Raw genomic sequence first — 16,229 nt, forward strand, 5'->3', positions numbered from 1 at the left:
GGCACCGATATCCATCGATATTGCGTGATGCTCAGTGAAATGAGAAACGGCCGACTCCCGCGGAAACTCGCGGGAGTCGGCCGTTTTTGCTGTGTCCCCGACAGCGCCCCTGGAGGGACTCGAACCCCCAACCGTTTGCTTAGGACGCAACTGCTCTTCCATTGAGCTACAGAGGCTGGCGCGACAATGCTACCGGTGCTCGCGGACTTCCGCGCGCACCGCGAGCCGCCCCAGCCTGGGAGCGGCCGAAAGTTCATCATGATTTCGCAACGAACGGGTCCGTGGACCGCTCGAAGTGGAAGTGTTGGGTCATGAGCACCTCAGAACAGCGAAGGGCGAGCCTCGCGGGCCCGATCGGCCTCGGCGTCGGGCTCATCATCATGGGCACCGCCTACCTTCTCGACCGCCTCGGCGTGCTCCCCATCGAGTGGGGCATCCTCTGGCCGATCTTCCCCATGATCGTGGGCATCGTCGCCCTGATCACGAGCATCCGCAACTGGTGGGGGTGGATCCTCATCGCCGTCGGCGCGTTCTTCCTCCTCAACGAGCTCGTGCTCGGCGGGCTCGGCAACATCTGGGAGCTGTGGCCGGCTGCCGTCATCGTCATCGTCGTCGGCATCGTGTTCATCGTGAACGCCATCCGGGGGCGGAACAGGTCGGAGACGGTCGGCGGGGATGGGGCAGCCGGTCAGGTGCCGCCGCACGGTATCGACCCCAAGTCGCGCGAAAACTAGGCCAAGCTCGGCGCAACCACGCGCGCCTCCACCCCCCGACCGGCCGAGACACTTACAGTGTCACGCGTGTGGGGTCTGTTTCGTAAACGAGGTTCAGAGCCGGGCGACGCGAAGAGCGACGATCACGGCTCCGGCAAGGGTGCGCCCACAAACAATGAGACGGAGCCGATTCCCGACCTGAGTCCGGTGCGGGAACGCCTCGAGCGCGAGCGCGCCGAGCGTGGTGAGGGCGACCGCGATGACCACGACGACGGGCAGTCCCTCGACCTCGGACGCGACCACGAGGACGGGGTGCGCGCACGGAGCGCCGACGGTCCGAGTCTCACGCGCGGCCGCTCCTGGGTAGCGGATGCGGTAGCGCACGAACGCAAGACCCATCCAGTGCCATCCGCGGACGAGCAGGCGCTCACCGCGCTCGACCTCGAACGCGCCGAGGAGGCGCGGGCGCTTGAAGCGGCCGTCGACGCGGCCCAGGACGCCTGGCTGCACGAGCTGGCGCAACTCGGCGGACCATCTCCGCTCCTCGACTTCGCCGACGAACCAGGCACGTATGTCGAGCTCACCAGCGCGCACCCCGGCGGCATCGCGCCATTCGCTGCGGGCAAGACCGTGCTGCTGTCGGCGCTCGTGCGCGAGAACTCGTCGTTCCGTGGCGCTCGGGACGCCGCCGACCTCATCGCGCAGAAGGGCACCGAGCTGCTCGCCGGCCGCGGCATGAGCACGATCCAGCTCGCCACGGGCTTCGCTGAGTGGACGCAGGACGGGAAGCACTTCCGCGCGCCCATCCTCACCCGCACGGTCGACCTGCGCCGCGCAGGTCGCGACTACGAGTTCACACTCAAGGGCCCGAGTCGCGTGAACGCCTCACTCGTGCGCCACCTCGCGCAGCACTTCGGCGTGCGCCTCCCGGTGGCCGAGCTCCTCGAGCTCGCGAAGTCCAACGACGCCTTCCTGCCGCAGCAGGTCTTCGACCGCACGCGAGCGCTCGGCGCCTCCATCCCGCAATTCACGGTCTCGGCCCGCGCCGTCATCTCGAGCTTCGGCGAGGTGGCAAGCGCCATGCTCCGCGACACGAACGAGCTCACCCACCCAGTGCTTCGAGCCCTCGCGGGTGACGAGGAAGCACGCCGCCAGGTCGCCGCGCCCCGGCCCGCCGAGCAGCGGCCGAGCCCAGACCGTCGTGACCCGGTCGGGGACCGGTTCCTGCTGGACGCGGACACCGAGCAGGAGCGCGTCGTCGACGCGATCGCGGCCGGCAACTCAGCCGTCATCAACACGATGCCTGGCACCGGCCTCACGCAGACCGTCATCAACGCGCTCGGTCTGCTCGTCGCCGACGGCAAGCGCGTCCTCGTCGTCACGCCACGCTCAGCGAGCATCCGCGCCATCAGGGCGCGCCTCAAGAGCGTGGGACTCGAGGGCCTCGCCGTGACGCCACGAACCCTCCGCCGTGACGCGATCGCATCCATCTCGCGCAACGAGAAGGCCCGCAAGCCCGCGATGCACGAGCTCGACGACGCGCTCGTCCGTCTCCGCCACGTGCTCGCCGACTACCGCGACGCACTCGTGCACCCTGACCCCGCGCTCGGCGTCTCCGCGCTCGACGCCCTCGAGGAGCTCTCCCGCCTCGAGCTGCGAGAGCACCCGCCCATCACGACGGCGCGTCTCGACCGCGACGCCATCGAGGCCATCGCCACGGGCCGCGACGCGATCGCGCGTCAGCTCCGCGCCGCCGGCGAGCTCGGCCAGTTCAAGTACGGCCCGGACGACTCGCCTTGGTACGGCGTCTCGTTCGAGTCGACCGACGAAGCGAACCGCGCGCAAGAGGCCGCCGTCGAGCTCGACGCGGGAGTGCTGGTCGAGGTCATCGACCGGGCGCAGGAGCTCGTCGGCCGAACCAGGATGCGCCCCGCCGAGACCTACGGCGAGCTCGGCATCTACCTCCGCCTGCTGCTCGACCTGCGCGAGACGCTCGACCGCTTCCGCCCGGCGGTCTTCGACCACTCGCTGACGGACGTCATCCACGCCACGAACCCCAAGCGGGAAGGCAGCGACCTGACGTCGGCGCGCCGCCGCCAGCTGCGGCAGCTCGCGAAGGACTACGTGCGGCCCGGCGTCGTCGTGGACGACCTCCACGAGTCGCTCAAGCTCGCCCAGCGTCAGCGCATCCTCTGGCACCGCTACGTCACGGATGGCTCCACCCCGACCGTCCCCACCGGCATCTCGGACGTCAGGAAGTTCCACCGCGAGGTCGCCGAGAAGCTGCGCCTCCTCGACGAGCCGCTCGTCGACGCCGGCGCCGTCTCGCTGAGCGAGCTGCCGCTGGCGGACCTCCCGGCCCGCATCACGGAACTCGCGGCCGACAGCGAGGTGCTGCACAACATCGTCGAGCGCCTCACCATCATCGAGCGCCTCGAGAACCTCGGCCTCACCCCGCTGCTCGAGGACCTCTCCGAGCGCCACGTCGAGGCGGATGCGCTCGGCGACGAGCTCGAGCTCGCGTGGTGGCAGTCGGTGCTGGAGGACCTCCTCGACCGCGACAAAGCCCTCCTCAACGCCAACACCCGGGTCGTGACGCGACTCGAGAGCGACTTCAGGGTCGTCGACCAGGCGCACACCGATCACTCCGCGGCGCAGCTCGCCTGGCAGCTCGCCGAGGCGTGGAAGGTCGCGATCGTCGACTACAGCGAGCAGGCGGATGCGCTGCGGCAGCTGCTGCGCCGCCCCGGCGTGCCCTCCACGAAGCTCGCCCTCGAAGCTGGCGACGTCTCGAAGAGCATCGCGCAGCTCTGGCTCACGACTCCGTACGATGTGCCGCTCGTCAGCGAGCGCATCCACTTCGACACCGTCGTCCTGGTGGATGCGGGAACGATGTCGATCGCCGAGAGCATCGGGGCGATCCGTCGTGGCGACCAGGTCGTCGCGTTCGGAGACCCGGTCACCCAGTACCCGACGCCGTTCACGGTCGCCGTGACCCGACCGTCGGCCGACAGCACGGACACGTGGGGTCTCCGGCACACCGACCAGGTCGGCGAGTCCGTGTACTCGCGGCTCGCCGAGTTCCTGCCGGAGCACGCGCTCACGCGCAGCTACCGCGCGGGCGGCGAAGACCTCGCTGAACTCGTCAACCGGCGCTTCTACAAGGGGCGGATCCGCTCCATGCCCTGGGCTGGCACGTTGCTCGGCCACTCGAGCCTCAGCTTCTCGTTCGTGGAGAACGGAACGGGGCTTCCCGACCCGATCACCGGCGGCGTCGAATCGACGGACGCCGAGGTGAGCCGCGTCGTCGAGCTCGTCGTCGACCACGCCGTCCACCGCCCACGCGAGTCCCTCATGGTCGTCACCGCGTCCGCCCTGCACGCCCGTCGAGTCGAGCAGGCCGTCTACTCCGCGGCTTCCCGACGGAGCGACATCGCAGAGTTCTTCACCTCAGCCCGCGGCGAGCCGTTCACCGTCACGACGATCGAGCTGGCCACCGCCCAGTCGCGCGACCGCGTGATCTTCTCGATCGGCTTCGGCCGAACGCCGCATGGCCGCGTCCTTGCGAACTTCGGAGTGCTCGGCACCGAGCTCGGCGAGCGTGCGCTTGCCGTCGCCATGACGCGTGCCCGCCGGTCTCTCGTGGTCGTCTCCTGCATCCGGCCCGGCGAGCTCGACCCGTCGCGCATGTCGCGGGGCGTTCTCGGCCTGGCGCAGATCCTCGGTGAAGCCGACCCGGACGCCGCCAAGGCAGGCACGCCCGCTGGCAGCGCCGCACCGTCTGAGCCCACGGCGGGAGAATCCGTGCCCGACGAGGAGGGTGACGGCGAGGCACGCGACGTCGAGGCGCCGCCCATGCTGCTCGACCTCGCGAACCGACTCGAGTCCTTCGGCATGACCGTCGAGCTCTTCCACCGCGGACGCATCCCGCTGGCCGCCGCCTACCGCGGCCGGGCGATCGCGATCGACACGGACGGGCTCGACCTGCGCATCGCGGGCTCTGCGGATGCGACGCTGCGCGAGACGCTGCGCCTGCGCCCAGAACTCCTCAAGCGCCTCGGCTGGTACTACCTCCGCGTGCACTCGTTCGAACTGTTCGCGCACCCTGAGGCCGTCGCGCGTCGCATCGGCAAGGCCCTCAAGGTGCCGCTGCCCGCGGAGACGGCCGGGATCGCGGCCGGCTCGATGCAGGGGGAGCTGGGCGAACTGGCCGCCGGTCGGTCGACGACGGATGCGGGGGCCGCGGCAAGCGCGAGCCTCGCGTCGGTCACGCTGCCCGATGGCAACCAGCAGATCGCGATCGCTCGCCCGGGCGAGCCCGGCGGTTCGAGCTGAGCGTGACCCACTCGAATGACCAGAGCGAGCCTGCATCGACGCCCATCGGGCGCAAGCCGCGACGCCGCGTGACGACGCCGCCGCCGCCCGGCAGCGACCCGGCGCCGCAGTCGGTCGACGGCAGGCGTGAGCCCGCCGTGCTCGCCGGCGAGGACTCTCCGAGCGCCTGGGGCGACACCGACGTGCGCTACGCCGACGACCGTGCTGAAAGCCCCAGGGGGCCCAACGACGACCGGCTGCGCGCCGACAAGCCACCGCACTATGGCTGAGCGGGCCATCGAACCGAACGACCCCAACGTGCCGGGTTCGGATCCCGAGCATCCGACCACCGGACAGACCCCCGTCGTCTCGAGCGCGGACGGCCCCAGGCCTCCCATCCCCGCAGAGATCTGGGTGCTGCTCGTCGCCACGTTCTTCATCGCGATCGGCTTCGCGCTCATCGTGCCGGTGCTGCCGCAGTACGCCCTGAGCTTCGGAGTCGGCGCGACGCTGGTCTCGGTGGTCGTGAGCGCGTTCGCGTTCATGAGGCTCGTGTTCGCCCCCGGGGCAGGCGCCCTCATCAACAAGCTGGGGGAGCGGCGCATCTACGTCGCGGGACTCCTCATCGTGGCGGCGTCGACGGCCGCCGTGGCGTTCGCTCAGGACTACTGGCAGCTGCTCGTCTTCCGGGGGCTCGGTGGCGTCGGGTCCGTGATGTTCACGATCTCCGCCGCCGGCATGATCGCGCGCTACTCGCCGCCGCAGATCCGCGGGCGCATCTCGGCCCTCTGGGGCGGCATCTTCCTCGTCGGCAACATCGCCGGCCCCGCGGTCGGCGGGGCGCTCGCGCAGTTCGGCATCGGCGTGCCGTTCCTCGTCTACTCCGGCACTCTCGTCATCGCCGCGGCCATCGTCGGGGTCATGATGGGGCGCGCGCACCGCGTCACTGCCAAGAAGGCCGCCGAGGAGGCCGGACTGCACGATGCCGGCGACGACCGAGCCCCCGGCATGAGGAAGCTCGAGCCGAAGTCCCTGCGCGAGGCGCTCCAGGACTCCGCCTATCGTGCCTCGCTCGTGTTCGGCTTCGCGAACGGATGGGCGAACTTCGGCGTGCGGACGGCGATCCTTCCCTTGTTCGTCGCGACAAGCATCAGCCAGGAGCCCTGGGTGATCGGGGTCGTCATCGCCGTCGGCGCGGTCGGCAACGTCGTCTCGCTGCAGTATGCGGGGCGGAAGACGGACCGTGTCGGGCGTCGCCCGTTCATCCTCATCGGCCTCGGCGTCTCGGCGGTGGCGATGTTCGCGACGGCGTTCGCCAGCGATATCGCCACGATGCTCGCGCTGAGCTTCGTGCTGGGACTGGGCTCCGGGCTCGCGGCCCCCGCAGAGCAGGCCGTGATCTCCGACATCATCGGCTACGGACGCAGCGGCGGCCAGGTGCTCTCCACGTACCAGATGACGCAGGACGGTGGGAGCATCCTCGGCCCGATCGTGGCCGGCGTCATCGCCGACCTCTTCGGGTTCACCTGGGCGATCATCGTCTCGTCGCTGATGCTCGCCATCGCGTGTCTCTCCTGGGTGTGGGGCCGCGAGACGTTCCGTTCGTCCTGATCGGCCCATGGCCTGCCCTTGAGACGGCGCCGAGGCGCAAGAACGCCGCCGGGGTGACCGGCGGCGTTCTCATGCAGCGCTTGGGGCTGCGGCGCTGTAGCGAGTTCGACTAGGCGCGAGTCTCGGGGCCTTCGCCCTGGAGCTTCGCTGGCGACTCCTGCTGGGCCTTGAGGAGGTCGCGGATCTCCTCGAGGATGTCCTTCTCGGTCACGGCGGCCTCGACGGCGGGCTTCGGCTTGCCGTGGATGAGGCGGTAGCTCATGTCGTTGAGCTTGTTGATCGGCACGATGATCGCGAAGTACACGACCGCTGCGATCAGGACGAACTGGATGATCGCGGCGATGACCGCGCCGAAACCGATGTTGGCGCCGAAGATCTCAACTGTTGCAACGGCGATGTCCTCGGCCTTGAACAGCCGCGCGATGATCGGGTTGAAGATGCCATCGACGATGGCGGTGACGATGCCGGTGAACGCGGCACCGATGATGACGGCGACGGCAAGCTCGATGACGTTGCCACGCATGATGAATTCGCGGAATCCCTTCACGGGGTCCCCTTTCGTTCTGTACTCGCGTACGGAGAAGTTGTCAGTTCAGGAAGAAGCTGAAGTGCTGCTGCTGTTGGATGTGCCGGAGGCCGCGGCTGGCGCCGGCTCCTTCTTGGCAGGTGCGGGCTTCGACTCGGAGGTGGCCCCCGAAGAGGAAGCGGAGCCGGAGCCGGAGCCCTTCTTGGCGCTGGCCGCGGAGTCGGTCCGGTAGAAGCCGGATCCCTTGAAGGAGACGCCGACGGCACCGAAGACCTTGCGCAGCTTGCCTCCGCACGCGTCGCAGACCGTGAGGCTCGAGTCGGCGAACCCCTGCTGGATGTCGAAGGCGTTGTCACATTCGGTGCAACGGTAGGAATAGGTAGGCATAATCTCGCTTTCGGGACCAGGACAGCATAAACGCGCCGGAGGGCCCGCGGGGTAATGCGTCAGAAACGTGTGATCCCGGACGGCGTGACGACGCCATCCACCCGCTCGTCGTGCACCTCGCGGGGGACAACGCCGACGAGTTCGTCGTCGAAGACCACGGCGAAGACGGGCGGCCTGTCGGCCATCGAGCCGAGCGTCCGGTCGTAGTAGCCGCGCCCCCAGCCCATCCGGTAGCCCTCCAGATCGATGGATGCGGCGGGCACGATGAGGAGGTCCGCGTCGCCGAGCGCTATGGGCCCGAGGAGCTCGCCGATGGCTTCGGGGAAGCTGAGCTCGTGCGGGTGCTCCGATTCGCCGTCGGAGACGACCCAGTCGAGGAGTCCGTCTTCACGTGTGACGGGGAGGAGCACGGTGATGCCAGCGTCGCTTGCCCAGTTGAGGAACGGCCTGGTGCTCGGCTCGAACTCGCCGGAGAGGTAGCAGGAGATGCGTGTCGCGCCGTGGGCGACGACGAGCTCCCGCAGGTGGTGCGAGAGGTGTTCGGCGTGCTCCGAGAGCAGCAGCTCTCCGTGACTGCGTCGTCGCTGTCGGATCTCCGCGCGGAGGGCGCGCTTCTCGGTCTTCGCGTCGGTCGCCATGGCAAGGAGCCTAGCGAAGGGCACGTGCGCGGCTCACGCGCGGCCGTCGAGGGACCCGCAGGTGCCGCGCCGCGATGACGCGCGCGGGCGCTTCGCGTTTCGCGACGACCTGCGAGGGCCATACGATACGGCCTATGTCCTCGCGCATCACAAAGGCCGTTATTCCTGCTGCGGGTCTCGGGACGAGGTTCCTGCCTGCGACGAAAGCCATACCGAAGGAGATGCTGCCGGTGGTGGACCGGCCGGCGATCCAGTACGTGGTCGAGGAAGCAGTCGAGGCGGGCCTGTCGGACGTGCTCATGATCACCGGGCGCAACAAGACGACCCTCGAGAACCACTTCGACCGGGTCGCCGAGATCGAGGCGCTCCTCGAGGCGCGGGGCGAGACGGAGAAGCTCGCGAGGGTGCGGGCGGCGACGAATCTCGCCGACGTGCACTACCTGCGTCAGGGCGACCCGCTCGGGCTCGGGCACGCTGTGCTGCGCGCGCGTCAGCACGTCGGCGACGAGGCGTTCGCCGTGCTGCTCGGTGACGACATCATGGCGGGTGGCGGTTCGCTGCTCTCGCGCATGATCGAGGTGCACGAGGCGACGGGGGCGAGCGTCGTCGCCCTGCAGGAGGTCGACCCGGCCATGATCTCCTCCTACGGGGTCGTTGCCTATGACGCCGCCTCGAGCGTCGCGGAGGGTGTGCCGGGCGCCAGTCCGGACACGATCCAGATCACGGGTCTCGTCGAGAAGTCGTCTGTCGAGGACGCGCCCTCGAACTTCGCGGTCATCGGCCGCTACCTGCTGCGCCCCGAGGTCTTCGCCGTGCTCGAGCAGACGAAGCCGGGCGCCGGGGGAGAGATCCAGCTCACCGACGCCCTCCAGGTGCTGGCCGCGAACCGGGCGGAACTCGGCGGTGTCGTGGGCGTGGTCTACCGTGAGCGTCGCTTCGACACGGGGAACAAGCTCGACTACATCAAGGCGATCGTCGAGCTCGCCGTCGACGACCCCAAGCTGGGGCCTGCGCTCAGCCCGTGGCTGCGGCAGTTCGCGAAGTCGCTCGCAGAGTAGACTCCGCTTCCTATGAGCGCTTCCGTTCCCACGCTGACGCACGGCCCGGTGTCGCTGCGTCCCATCAGGGTCCGGGATGCGCGGGAGCTCGAGTCAGTGCTGCTCGCGAACCGCGAGTGGCTGCAGCCGTGGGAGGCGACGAGCCCTGGTGGTGGCGGTCGCTGGGACGTGCGCGGCGGCATCCGATCTCTGCTGTCCCAGGCCTCGGCGCACACGGCCCTGCCGTTCGTGATCACGTACGAGGGTCGATTCGCCGGCCAGCTGACGGTGTCTGGTATCAGCTACGGTGCCCTGTCCTCGGCGACACTCGGCTACTGGGTCGCGCGTGACTTCGCGGGGAAGGGGCTTGCGACTACCGCGACGGCGATGGCCACCGACCACTGCCTGCAGGGGCTCGGTCTGCACCGCATGGAGATCTGCATCAGACCCGAGAACGCGAAGTCCCTGCGGGTCGTCGAGAAGCTGGGCTTCCGGTACGAGGGCCTTCGTCGTCGGTACATCCACATCGACGGTGACTGGCGCGACCACTTCTGCTTCGCCGTCGTGCGCGAAGAGGTGCCGCAGGGGGTGCTGCGACGGTGGCGCGAGGGCGCCGCCGACGAGCGTGAGGCGCAGGTGCCCGAGGCTGATTGGGAGCGGACGTCGAACCCTCTCCGGTGAGGTTCAGCCCGCGCGTCGCGAGAAGTTCAGGATTCCCGAATCTGACACTCCGCAGCAATCGGCGGCCGCGGGTGCGTCCGCGCTTAATGTTGACGCCATGCAGTTCGGCAGCAGTCTCGTCCTCGCCCTGGCGGTGACGCTCTGGCTCGCCTACTTCGTGCCGACGTGGGTGCGCCGCCGCAACTACCTCGCCACCGAGCAGAACGCCATCCGCATGCAGCAGGCCCTGCACTCGCTCGCGACCACGAGCGATCTCGGTGGGGCTCGCGTGCGGGCCGACGGGCGTGGCGTGAGCGAGCAGGAGCGCCGCATCAAGCGTGCGAGGGCCGAGGCCGAGCGCGCGGAACGTGAACGCGATGAGGCGGCTCGTCGGGCCCTGCCTGCCGTGACCGTGCCCCGCTCTGCGGAAGACCGCCAGCGCGCCGCGCGTGCGACCCGGCGCGGTCGTCTCGTCACCTCTCTCGTGACGCTCGTGGGAATCGTCGCGGTCGGCGTGGGCATCTCGCTCGGCGCGACCGCAGGGGTCTGGTGGGTGCTGGTCGCCGGTGTGGTGACGGTGCTCGCAGGAGTCGCGGGCCTGCAGCGCCTCGCTCGCATCGCGAACGCGCAGCGTCTCGCGGCACGAGTCGCGGTTGGCGCCGAGCGCCAGCCGAAGGCTGAACGACGCGCGGATGCAACGATCGACTTCTCGGTGAGCGACGCAGCACGTCCCGCAGCTCAGCCAGCCGCGGAGGTCCAGGTCACGGAGTCGCTTGACGGCTGGGTTCCCGTTCCAGTGCCGAAGCCCCTGTACCTCGAGCGTGCGTCCGCGGAGTCGCTGACTGCTCCTGAGGAGGAGTCGGGGACCCCCGGGCGGCCCGGTCCGGACGGTCCTGGCGGCGGTGTCGAGGTCGAGAAGGTCAACCACCTCGAGCTGCTTCGTGAGGCAGCGCGTCGGTCCGAGCAGAAGATTCGGGATGCGCACGCGCAGCCAGGGATCGCGACGTTCTCGACGCGCGCTTCCGCTGCGATGCAGGGGGTGCCTCTCGCGCAGACCGCGGCCACGCGTGCCGGGCTGGCCCAGTCGTCGCCGCAGCTGAGCGAGGCCGTGCTGAACCCCATCGTGGTTGCTCCGGTCGAGAAGCGGCCGAGCCGCTGGGCGAGCATGGGCATTCTGGACGAGGTCGAGCCCGGCATGGGCGATCTCGACGCCGCGCTTCGGCGTCGCCGCGTCGGCTAGTCGCCGCCAGGCGGTGCAGGCGATCCACTAGTGTGGTCGGATCATGGCAACACCAGTAGACGGCGACCCCTTCGCGAAGACCGACGACTCATCGATCGATGTGCCGAACGGGATCTTCGCGGCCGGCGATGAGACGCTCGACCGCACCGGCGCGACGAACGCTCGTCTCCTCCTCGGTGGTCCCTTCGCGCGCTTCCGTGCCGCTCCCGCTGCCGCCCGGGTGAGCTGGTTCGTGGCCGCCGTCGCACTCGTGGTCGTCGTGGTGGTGATCCCCGTCTCGATCGGCTCGTTCGCCTCGGTCCGCAAGGAGGCGCTCGCAGCGTCCACGGCTGCCCCTGCGCAGCCGGCCGTCGTCGTCCTGAGCCCGGAGACCCTCGCCGTGAGTGCGCAGGTCGACGCGATCGAGCCGGCGTACGTCATGTCGAACGGTCTTGTGACGGACGAGTCGAAGACCAAGATGGGCGACCTGCTCGCGACGGCTCGGGATCAGATCGACGCAAACGACGCCGCCGGCGCCACTTCGACGATGCAATCCGCCGTGCCCTACTTCGTCGCGGAGTACTCGCAGCGGGTTGCGACCGCAGCGGAGACCGAGGTCGAAGAGTACGACCAGTCTGAGTGGGAGACCGATGAGCGGCTGGCTGAGCTCATCGAGATCGTCCGCGCCAACGCGCAGGGTCAGGATCTGACGGCGCTGGTCGCCGCGGTCATCGAGATCCCGCAGGTGGTTGGCGATGCCCGAGCCGAGCACTTCGGCAACCGCCGCACCTACGTTCCGCCTGCTCCCACGACCGCTGCGCCTGCCCCCTCGGCGCCTGCGGCGACGCAGCCGCCAGCGACCGAGGCTCCGCAGATGACGCCGGCGCCCGCGCCGTCGCAGGCTCCTGAGCCAGAGGAGACGAAGCCCCCGGAGCCGAAGCCGGAGCCGCAGCCCAGCGGTGGCCCCAACTTCACGTCAGCCCCCAACGGCGACTGACCCGGCCGCCCCTCAGTTCTCTGCCCGGCCGATCTTCCAGTACCCCGAGAAGGTGATCGAGCTCGGCGGCAGGTCGCACTGGCGGACGAGGTGTCGGCGGATGACCTTCACGGTCGACGATTCGCCGGCCAGCCACGCGTAGAACGAACCGGAGATCTCCGTCGCGACGGCCCAGGCATCCACGGCCTGGGTGAGTCGCTCGCCGTACGGGTGCTGCCCTCTCACGAGCCACGTGATGACGACGTCCGCGTTGCCGGTGGGGAGGGGAACGCAATCGGCGGCCGACGGGACTTCGAGGAACACGCTCGCCGCGGTCGTCGTCGGGAGACGCTGCAGGATGTTGCGCACAGCTGGCAGCCCCGTCTCATCGGCAGCGAGCAGGAGGCGCCTCGCCCCGTGGGGTTGGAAGTCCATGCCGCCGGTCGAATCCTCGGCTCGGACGTCGGGGCCGACGACGATGAGCTCGTCCCCGGGCCTGGCGTTCGCCGCCCACGCGGTGGCGGGGCCGGCCGGCTGGTGGAGGACGAAGTCGATGTCGACCTCCCGGAGCGATGGGCGCGTCGCACTGGGTGTGTAGGTGCGAATGGGGTTCCGCTGCTCGTCCGGCAGTGTGCGCCACTTCGAGTACCAATCGGTGAGCGCGGGCGCTGGAGAGTCCTTGATACCGAAGTCGCCGTAGCTGCCGTCGGCGTGCTGGAAGACGAGCTTGATGCGGTGGTCGTTGCCGTGCGGTGCGAAGTGCTCGAGGCTGTCGGCACCGAGCGTGATCCGCACGTAGCTGGGGGAGACGCGAGTCACCCGCTTGACCTGGGTGACGAACGGCGGGAATGGCGTGTATTCCTCGGTCATGCAGGCATTGTCGTGGGAGACCGCTGCACGAGGGCGGAGTGGGCGAGGGGAACGACGAGCGGTGTGCCCGTCTCAGGGTCCGGCACGATTCGTGCTCGCACGCCGAAGACCTCGGCGACGAGCTCCTCGGTGACGACGCTTGCCGGGGTCCCTTCGGCGATGAGCTCGCCCGCGTTCAATGCGATGAGGTGCGTCGCGTAGCGTGCTGCCTGATTGAGGTCGTGCAGGACGGCGATGAGTGTCTTGCCTTGGCGGTGCAGCTCGGCGCAGAGTTCGAGGACGTCGATCTGGTGCGCGAGATCGAGGTACGTGGTCGGCTCGTCGAGAAGCACGACGGGGGTGTCCTGAGCCAGCACCATGGCGATCCACACGCGCTGGCGCTGACCGCCAGACAGCTGGTCAACGCTGCGCTCCGCGAGGTCGGTGAGGCCGGTCCGCACGAGGGCCTCTTCGACCGCGTCGTCGTCGTCGTGAGACCACCGCTGGAGGATGCCCTGGTGCGGGTGTCGGCCGCGCGCCACGAGGTCGGCGACCGTGATCGTATCAGGGGCGATCGAGGACTGGGGGAGTAGCCCGATGCGCTTGGCCAGTTCCTTGGCTTTCAGTGTGCGGATATCCGTCGAGTCGAGGAGCACGCTGCCGCCAGCAGCGGGCAGCAGACGGGCGAGCGAGCGCAAGAGGGTGGATTTGCCGCACGCGTTGGGTCCGACGATGACGGTGAAGGAGTTCGCCGGGATGGTGACCTCGAGCCCATCGAGGACGGTCCGCTGGTCGTAGGCGACCGTGAGGTCCGCGGCGCGCAACTCTCCGCTCACGCGAGGCTGCGCTTGCGAGCGTCGGCGATCGGAGGTGCACTCGCACGAGTGAGCTCGGTGGTGTCTCGCATGTTGTGGACCTACTTCGTCTGGCGGGCACAGGCTAGGCTTTCCTTGCTCCCGAGTATCCCACGGTTCGGCTGTGTCGGGTGTTGAGAGTCCGGTCCTCCGCCTCCCGGGACGCCGCGCCGCTCAGGCGATGAGGGCGTGTGCGCGGTACTGGCCCGGGGTCATCGCGAGCACTCGTCTGAAGGCGTCGATGAACGTGCTGGTCTGCGCGTATCCCAGTGATCGCGCGACGAGCGCGACGCTCTGCCCGTTCGAGAGCTGCTCGAGCGCCGATTGCACGCGGACCAGCTGGCGCCAGCTGTGGAACGAGACGCCCGTCTCGTTCTGGAAGATCCGGGCGAGCGTCTTGCTGCTCACAGCGAGCGATTCCGCCCATTCGTCGAGCGATCTGCGGTCGCCCGGGTCCGCGCTCAGCACGTCGGCAATGGGCAGGATGCGTTGGTCGCGTGGCATGCGGACGCGGAGGTCGTGCGACGTTGGGGCGAGGTTGTCGAAGAGGACCCGCTCGATGTTGCGGCGCTGCACCTGGGTGAGATCGGCGGCCTGGAGGCGGGCCAGCAATTCCTGCAGCAACGGCGTGACCGTCACTCCGTAGGCGTCTCGGGGGCGGAGGAACGACTCCCGCTCCGAGAAGAACGTCGCCTGGAACTCGCAGTCTGCGGAGACGCGACTCGTGTGGACGATGCCGGCAGGGACCCAGACGGCGAAGTGAGGCGGCACCACCCAGACGCTTCGCTCCACCACGAGCTTCATGATCCCGCGTTGCACGGAGAGGAGCTGGCTCACGGGATGCGAATGCGGCTCCCACTGGACAGCGTGGCCCTGCTCTTGCCTTGGCAGGGTTCTCGCCGCGGGAAGCAAGGCGAGAGGCGGGGAGACGTCCGGCTCGATCACGGGGGTGTGCGAGTCACGTTGCCACGTAGGCGGGAGTCCGGCGGTGCGCATACCTCGAGATGGTACACACTGTGGGACCGTTCCAAACGATCCGTATGAGTAGTCAAGAAGCTCATACGGATTCCTCCAATGTTGACGTCCGTGATCCAGGATCGTGGAACCTCATGCGGGATGCACGGTGGCCCTGATTCGGCGACGGCCCGCGCGGGTCGCGTTGGCAGTCCGTGCTGCCCAGTGGTAATGTTTCCTCCCGTCAGGGCCTATGGCGCAGTTGGTAGCGCGCCTCGTTCGCATCGAGGAGGTCAGGAGTTCGAATCTCCTTAGGTCCACACCACTGAGGGCCCGATCACTCGATCGGGCCCTCTTTTCGTGCGCTACCCGTCGCTGGCTTTCAGCTGAGGTCGCGGTATCGCTTGGCTTCGGCGAGCGCCGCCACCAGCTGGGGTTTCGTCGCTCGGGCTCCGTAGCCCGGGGTGTCGCGCTGGATGCGCCATCCCTCGGCGAGCGGCGTCACCTCGACCGTGTCGAAGCCGAACTGGTCGTAGAGTCCGCGGACCACGTCGAGGGCGTCCTGGCTGTCGCTGGCCGCGACCAGAGCGCGCCGTTCGGTGTCTTCCGCGGGGCGAGCGTCCCTGGTGATGTCGGCGGCGCCGATGTGATTGAACGCCTTGACGACCCGCGACTGGGGGAGGTGCCGCTGGAGCAGCTCGGACGTCGTCGTGGTCTCGTCGTCGAGCTCGGCGATGGCACCGTCGCGCTGCGGATAGTAGTTGTTGGTGTCGAGCACGATCTTGCCGGCGAGGGCCTCGACAGGCACGGCGCTGTACGCGTGGAGCGGGATGGTCACGACGGCCACCTCCGCGGCTTCGGCAGCTTCGACGGCCGTCGCCGCGCGTGCCGTCGGCCCGAGTTCCGCGACGAGCGACGCGAGCGTCTCCGGCCCGCGGGAATTGCTGATGACGACGTCGTACCCCGCCTCCACCGCCTTCCGAGCGACCTGGCTGCCGATATTGCCTGCACCGATGATTCCGAGAGTTGCCATGCTCGAACCAACCCCGGATGCGCGCGGAATCTTCCGATGTGACAGCGCGTGACGGCAGGTGACGTCGCTAGAATCTGCACAACACGAGGGAGCTGACATGGCAGGCCATCGCATCTACGGGACCGCGTTCGCGGACGTCTACCCGCACTACGTCACGAAGGCGGAGCGGAAGGGGCGCACGAAGGCCGAGGTCGATGAGATCATCCGCTGGCTGACCGGGTACTCCGAGGAGCAACTCGACGGGACCATCGAGCGTCGCGTCGACTTCGAGGGCTTCTTCGGCGAAGCGCCGCTCATGCAGCCGGACCGCGCCCTCATCAAGGGCGTGGTCTGCGGCATCCGAGTGGAGGAGATCGAGGAGCCTCTCATGCAGGAGATCCGCTACCTCGACAAGCTCGTCGACGAGCTCGCGAAGGGGAAATCGATGGAGAAGATCCTCCGGACCTGACTCCGCCTCC

At 68.9% G+C, this 16,229-nt stretch carries 17 protein-coding genes and 2 tRNA genes; 10 read left to right on the forward strand and 9 right to left on the reverse strand.

Annotated elements, in window-relative coordinates; all coding sequences use genetic code 11:
* Positions 1-104: 104 nt before the first annotated feature.
* Positions 105-176 (reverse strand) — tRNA-Arg (locus tag ABVF28_RS13540).
* 135 nt (positions 177-311) lie between these two features.
* Here ABVF28_RS13540 and ABVF28_RS13545 point away from each other — a divergent pair.
* Positions 312-734, forward strand: a complete 423-nt coding sequence (locus tag ABVF28_RS13545; protein WP_371030873.1) for a hypothetical protein — start codon at positions 312-314, stop codon at positions 732-734.
* Positions 735-827: 93 nt separating this feature from the next.
* Here the strand turns inward: ABVF28_RS13545 and ABVF28_RS13550 are convergent, their stop codons facing one another.
* Complete coding sequence (locus ABVF28_RS13550; protein WP_371030874.1) at positions 828-1,112, reverse strand: hypothetical protein; 285 nt, start codon at positions 1,110-1,112, stop codon at positions 828-830.
* Positions 1,113-1,115: 3 nt separating this feature from the next.
* Here ABVF28_RS13550 and ABVF28_RS13555 point away from each other — a divergent pair, with 3 nt between their 5' ends.
* The 3 genes from ABVF28_RS13555 to ABVF28_RS13565 are packed head-to-tail and all read left to right on the forward strand — an operon-like array spanning position 1,116 to position 6,638.
* The gene (locus tag ABVF28_RS13555; protein WP_371030875.1) at positions 1,116-5,048 is read left to right on the forward strand and encodes an AAA family ATPase; all 3,933 of its coding nucleotides are present in this window, start codon (positions 1,116-1,118) and stop codon (positions 5,046-5,048) included.
* Positions 5,049-5,050: 2 nt separating this feature from the next.
* Complete coding sequence (locus ABVF28_RS13560; RefSeq protein WP_371030876.1) at positions 5,051-5,317, forward strand: hypothetical protein; 267 nt, start codon at positions 5,051-5,053, stop codon at positions 5,315-5,317.
* The gene (locus ABVF28_RS13565) at positions 5,310-6,638 is read left to right on the forward strand and encodes an MFS transporter (protein ID WP_104312438.1); all 1,329 of its coding nucleotides are present in this window, start codon (positions 5,310-5,312) and stop codon (positions 6,636-6,638) included. Before ABVF28_RS13560 ends, ABVF28_RS13565 begins: the two co-directional genes overlap by 8 nt.
* Before the next feature lie 109 nt (positions 6,639-6,747).
* Here the strand turns inward: ABVF28_RS13565 and mscL are convergent, their stop codons facing one another.
* From mscL to ABVF28_RS13580, 3 genes are read right to left on the reverse strand one after another with little or no spacing between them, the layout of a single operon-like run.
* Positions 6,748-7,185 carry a large conductance mechanosensitive channel protein MscL gene (gene mscL, locus ABVF28_RS13570; RefSeq protein ID WP_371030877.1) on the reverse strand — a complete coding sequence of 146 codons (438 nt, stop codon included), beginning with the start codon at positions 7,183-7,185 and terminating at the stop codon, positions 6,748-6,750.
* 45 nt (positions 7,186-7,230) lie between these two features.
* Positions 7,231-7,551: an FmdB family zinc ribbon protein gene (locus tag ABVF28_RS13575; RefSeq protein WP_371030878.1), complete on the reverse strand. Its 321-nt coding sequence runs from the start codon at positions 7,549-7,551 to the stop codon at positions 7,231-7,233.
* A 59-nt stretch (positions 7,552-7,610) separates the two neighbouring features.
* Positions 7,611-8,189: a 5-formyltetrahydrofolate cyclo-ligase gene (locus ABVF28_RS13580; protein ID WP_371030879.1), complete on the reverse strand. Its 579-nt coding sequence runs from the start codon at positions 8,187-8,189 to the stop codon at positions 7,611-7,613.
* A 134-nt stretch (positions 8,190-8,323) separates the two neighbouring features.
* Between ABVF28_RS13580 and ABVF28_RS13585 the strand changes: the two genes are divergently transcribed.
* The 4 genes from ABVF28_RS13585 to ABVF28_RS13600 all read left to right on the forward strand — a co-directional run bounded on the left by ABVF28_RS13585 (position 8,324) and on the right by ABVF28_RS13600 (position 12,102).
* A complete protein-coding gene (locus tag ABVF28_RS13585) occupies positions 8,324-9,247 on the forward strand; it encodes a UTP--glucose-1-phosphate uridylyltransferase (RefSeq protein WP_371030880.1) in 924 nt (307 codons plus the stop codon).
* 12 nt (positions 9,248-9,259) lie between these two features.
* Positions 9,260-9,907, forward strand: coding sequence for a GNAT family N-acetyltransferase (locus ABVF28_RS13590; protein ID WP_371030881.1), 648 nt, complete (start codon positions 9,260-9,262; stop codon positions 9,905-9,907).
* Between the two features lie 97 nt (positions 9,908-10,004).
* Positions 10,005-11,126 (forward strand): hypothetical protein, encoded by a 1,122-nt coding sequence (locus tag ABVF28_RS13595; protein ID WP_371030882.1) that lies wholly within the window; start codon positions 10,005-10,007, stop codon positions 11,124-11,126.
* 43 nt (positions 11,127-11,169) lie between these two features.
* On the forward strand, positions 11,170-12,102 hold the full coding sequence (locus ABVF28_RS13600; RefSeq protein ID WP_371030883.1) for a hypothetical protein: 933 nt from the start codon (positions 11,170-11,172) through the stop codon (positions 12,100-12,102).
* 12 nt (positions 12,103-12,114) lie between these two features.
* On the opposite strand, the gene ABVF28_RS13605 is transcribed toward ABVF28_RS13600, so the two are convergent.
* The 3 genes from ABVF28_RS13605 to ABVF28_RS13615 form a co-directional block, all read right to left on the reverse strand.
* The gene (locus tag ABVF28_RS13605) at positions 12,115-12,951 is read right to left on the reverse strand and encodes a siderophore-interacting protein (RefSeq protein WP_371030884.1); all 837 of its coding nucleotides are present in this window, start codon (positions 12,949-12,951) and stop codon (positions 12,115-12,117) included.
* Positions 12,948-13,766 carry an ABC transporter ATP-binding protein gene (locus ABVF28_RS13610; protein ID WP_371030885.1) on the reverse strand — a complete coding sequence of 273 codons (819 nt, stop codon included), beginning with the start codon at positions 13,764-13,766 and terminating at the stop codon, positions 12,948-12,950. Before ABVF28_RS13610 ends, ABVF28_RS13605 begins: the two co-directional genes overlap by 4 nt.
* Before the next feature lie 192 nt (positions 13,767-13,958).
* Complete coding sequence (locus ABVF28_RS13615; protein ID WP_371030886.1) at positions 13,959-14,621, reverse strand: helix-turn-helix transcriptional regulator; 663 nt, start codon at positions 14,619-14,621, stop codon at positions 13,959-13,961.
* Between the two features lie 364 nt (positions 14,622-14,985).
* On the opposite strand from ABVF28_RS13615, the gene ABVF28_RS13620 reads away from it, so the two are divergent.
* A tRNA-Ala gene (locus tag ABVF28_RS13620) sits at positions 14,986-15,058 on the forward strand.
* Positions 15,059-15,120: 62 nt separating this feature from the next.
* On the opposite strand, the gene ABVF28_RS13625 is transcribed toward ABVF28_RS13620, so the two are convergent.
* Complete coding sequence (locus ABVF28_RS13625; RefSeq protein ID WP_371030934.1) at positions 15,121-15,801, reverse strand: NADPH-dependent F420 reductase; 681 nt, start codon at positions 15,799-15,801, stop codon at positions 15,121-15,123.
* 67 nt (positions 15,802-15,868) lie between these two features.
* Between ABVF28_RS13625 and ABVF28_RS13630 the strand changes: the two genes are divergently transcribed.
* The gene (locus tag ABVF28_RS13630; protein WP_371030887.1) at positions 15,869-16,219 is read left to right on the forward strand and encodes a DUF2200 domain-containing protein; all 351 of its coding nucleotides are present in this window, start codon (positions 15,869-15,871) and stop codon (positions 16,217-16,219) included.
* Positions 16,220-16,229 lie beyond the last annotated feature (10 nt).

Source organism: Pseudoclavibacter sp. JSM 162008 (assembly GCF_041366455.1).
Lineage (GTDB): Bacteria > Actinomycetota > Actinomycetes > Actinomycetales > Microbacteriaceae > Pseudoclavibacter.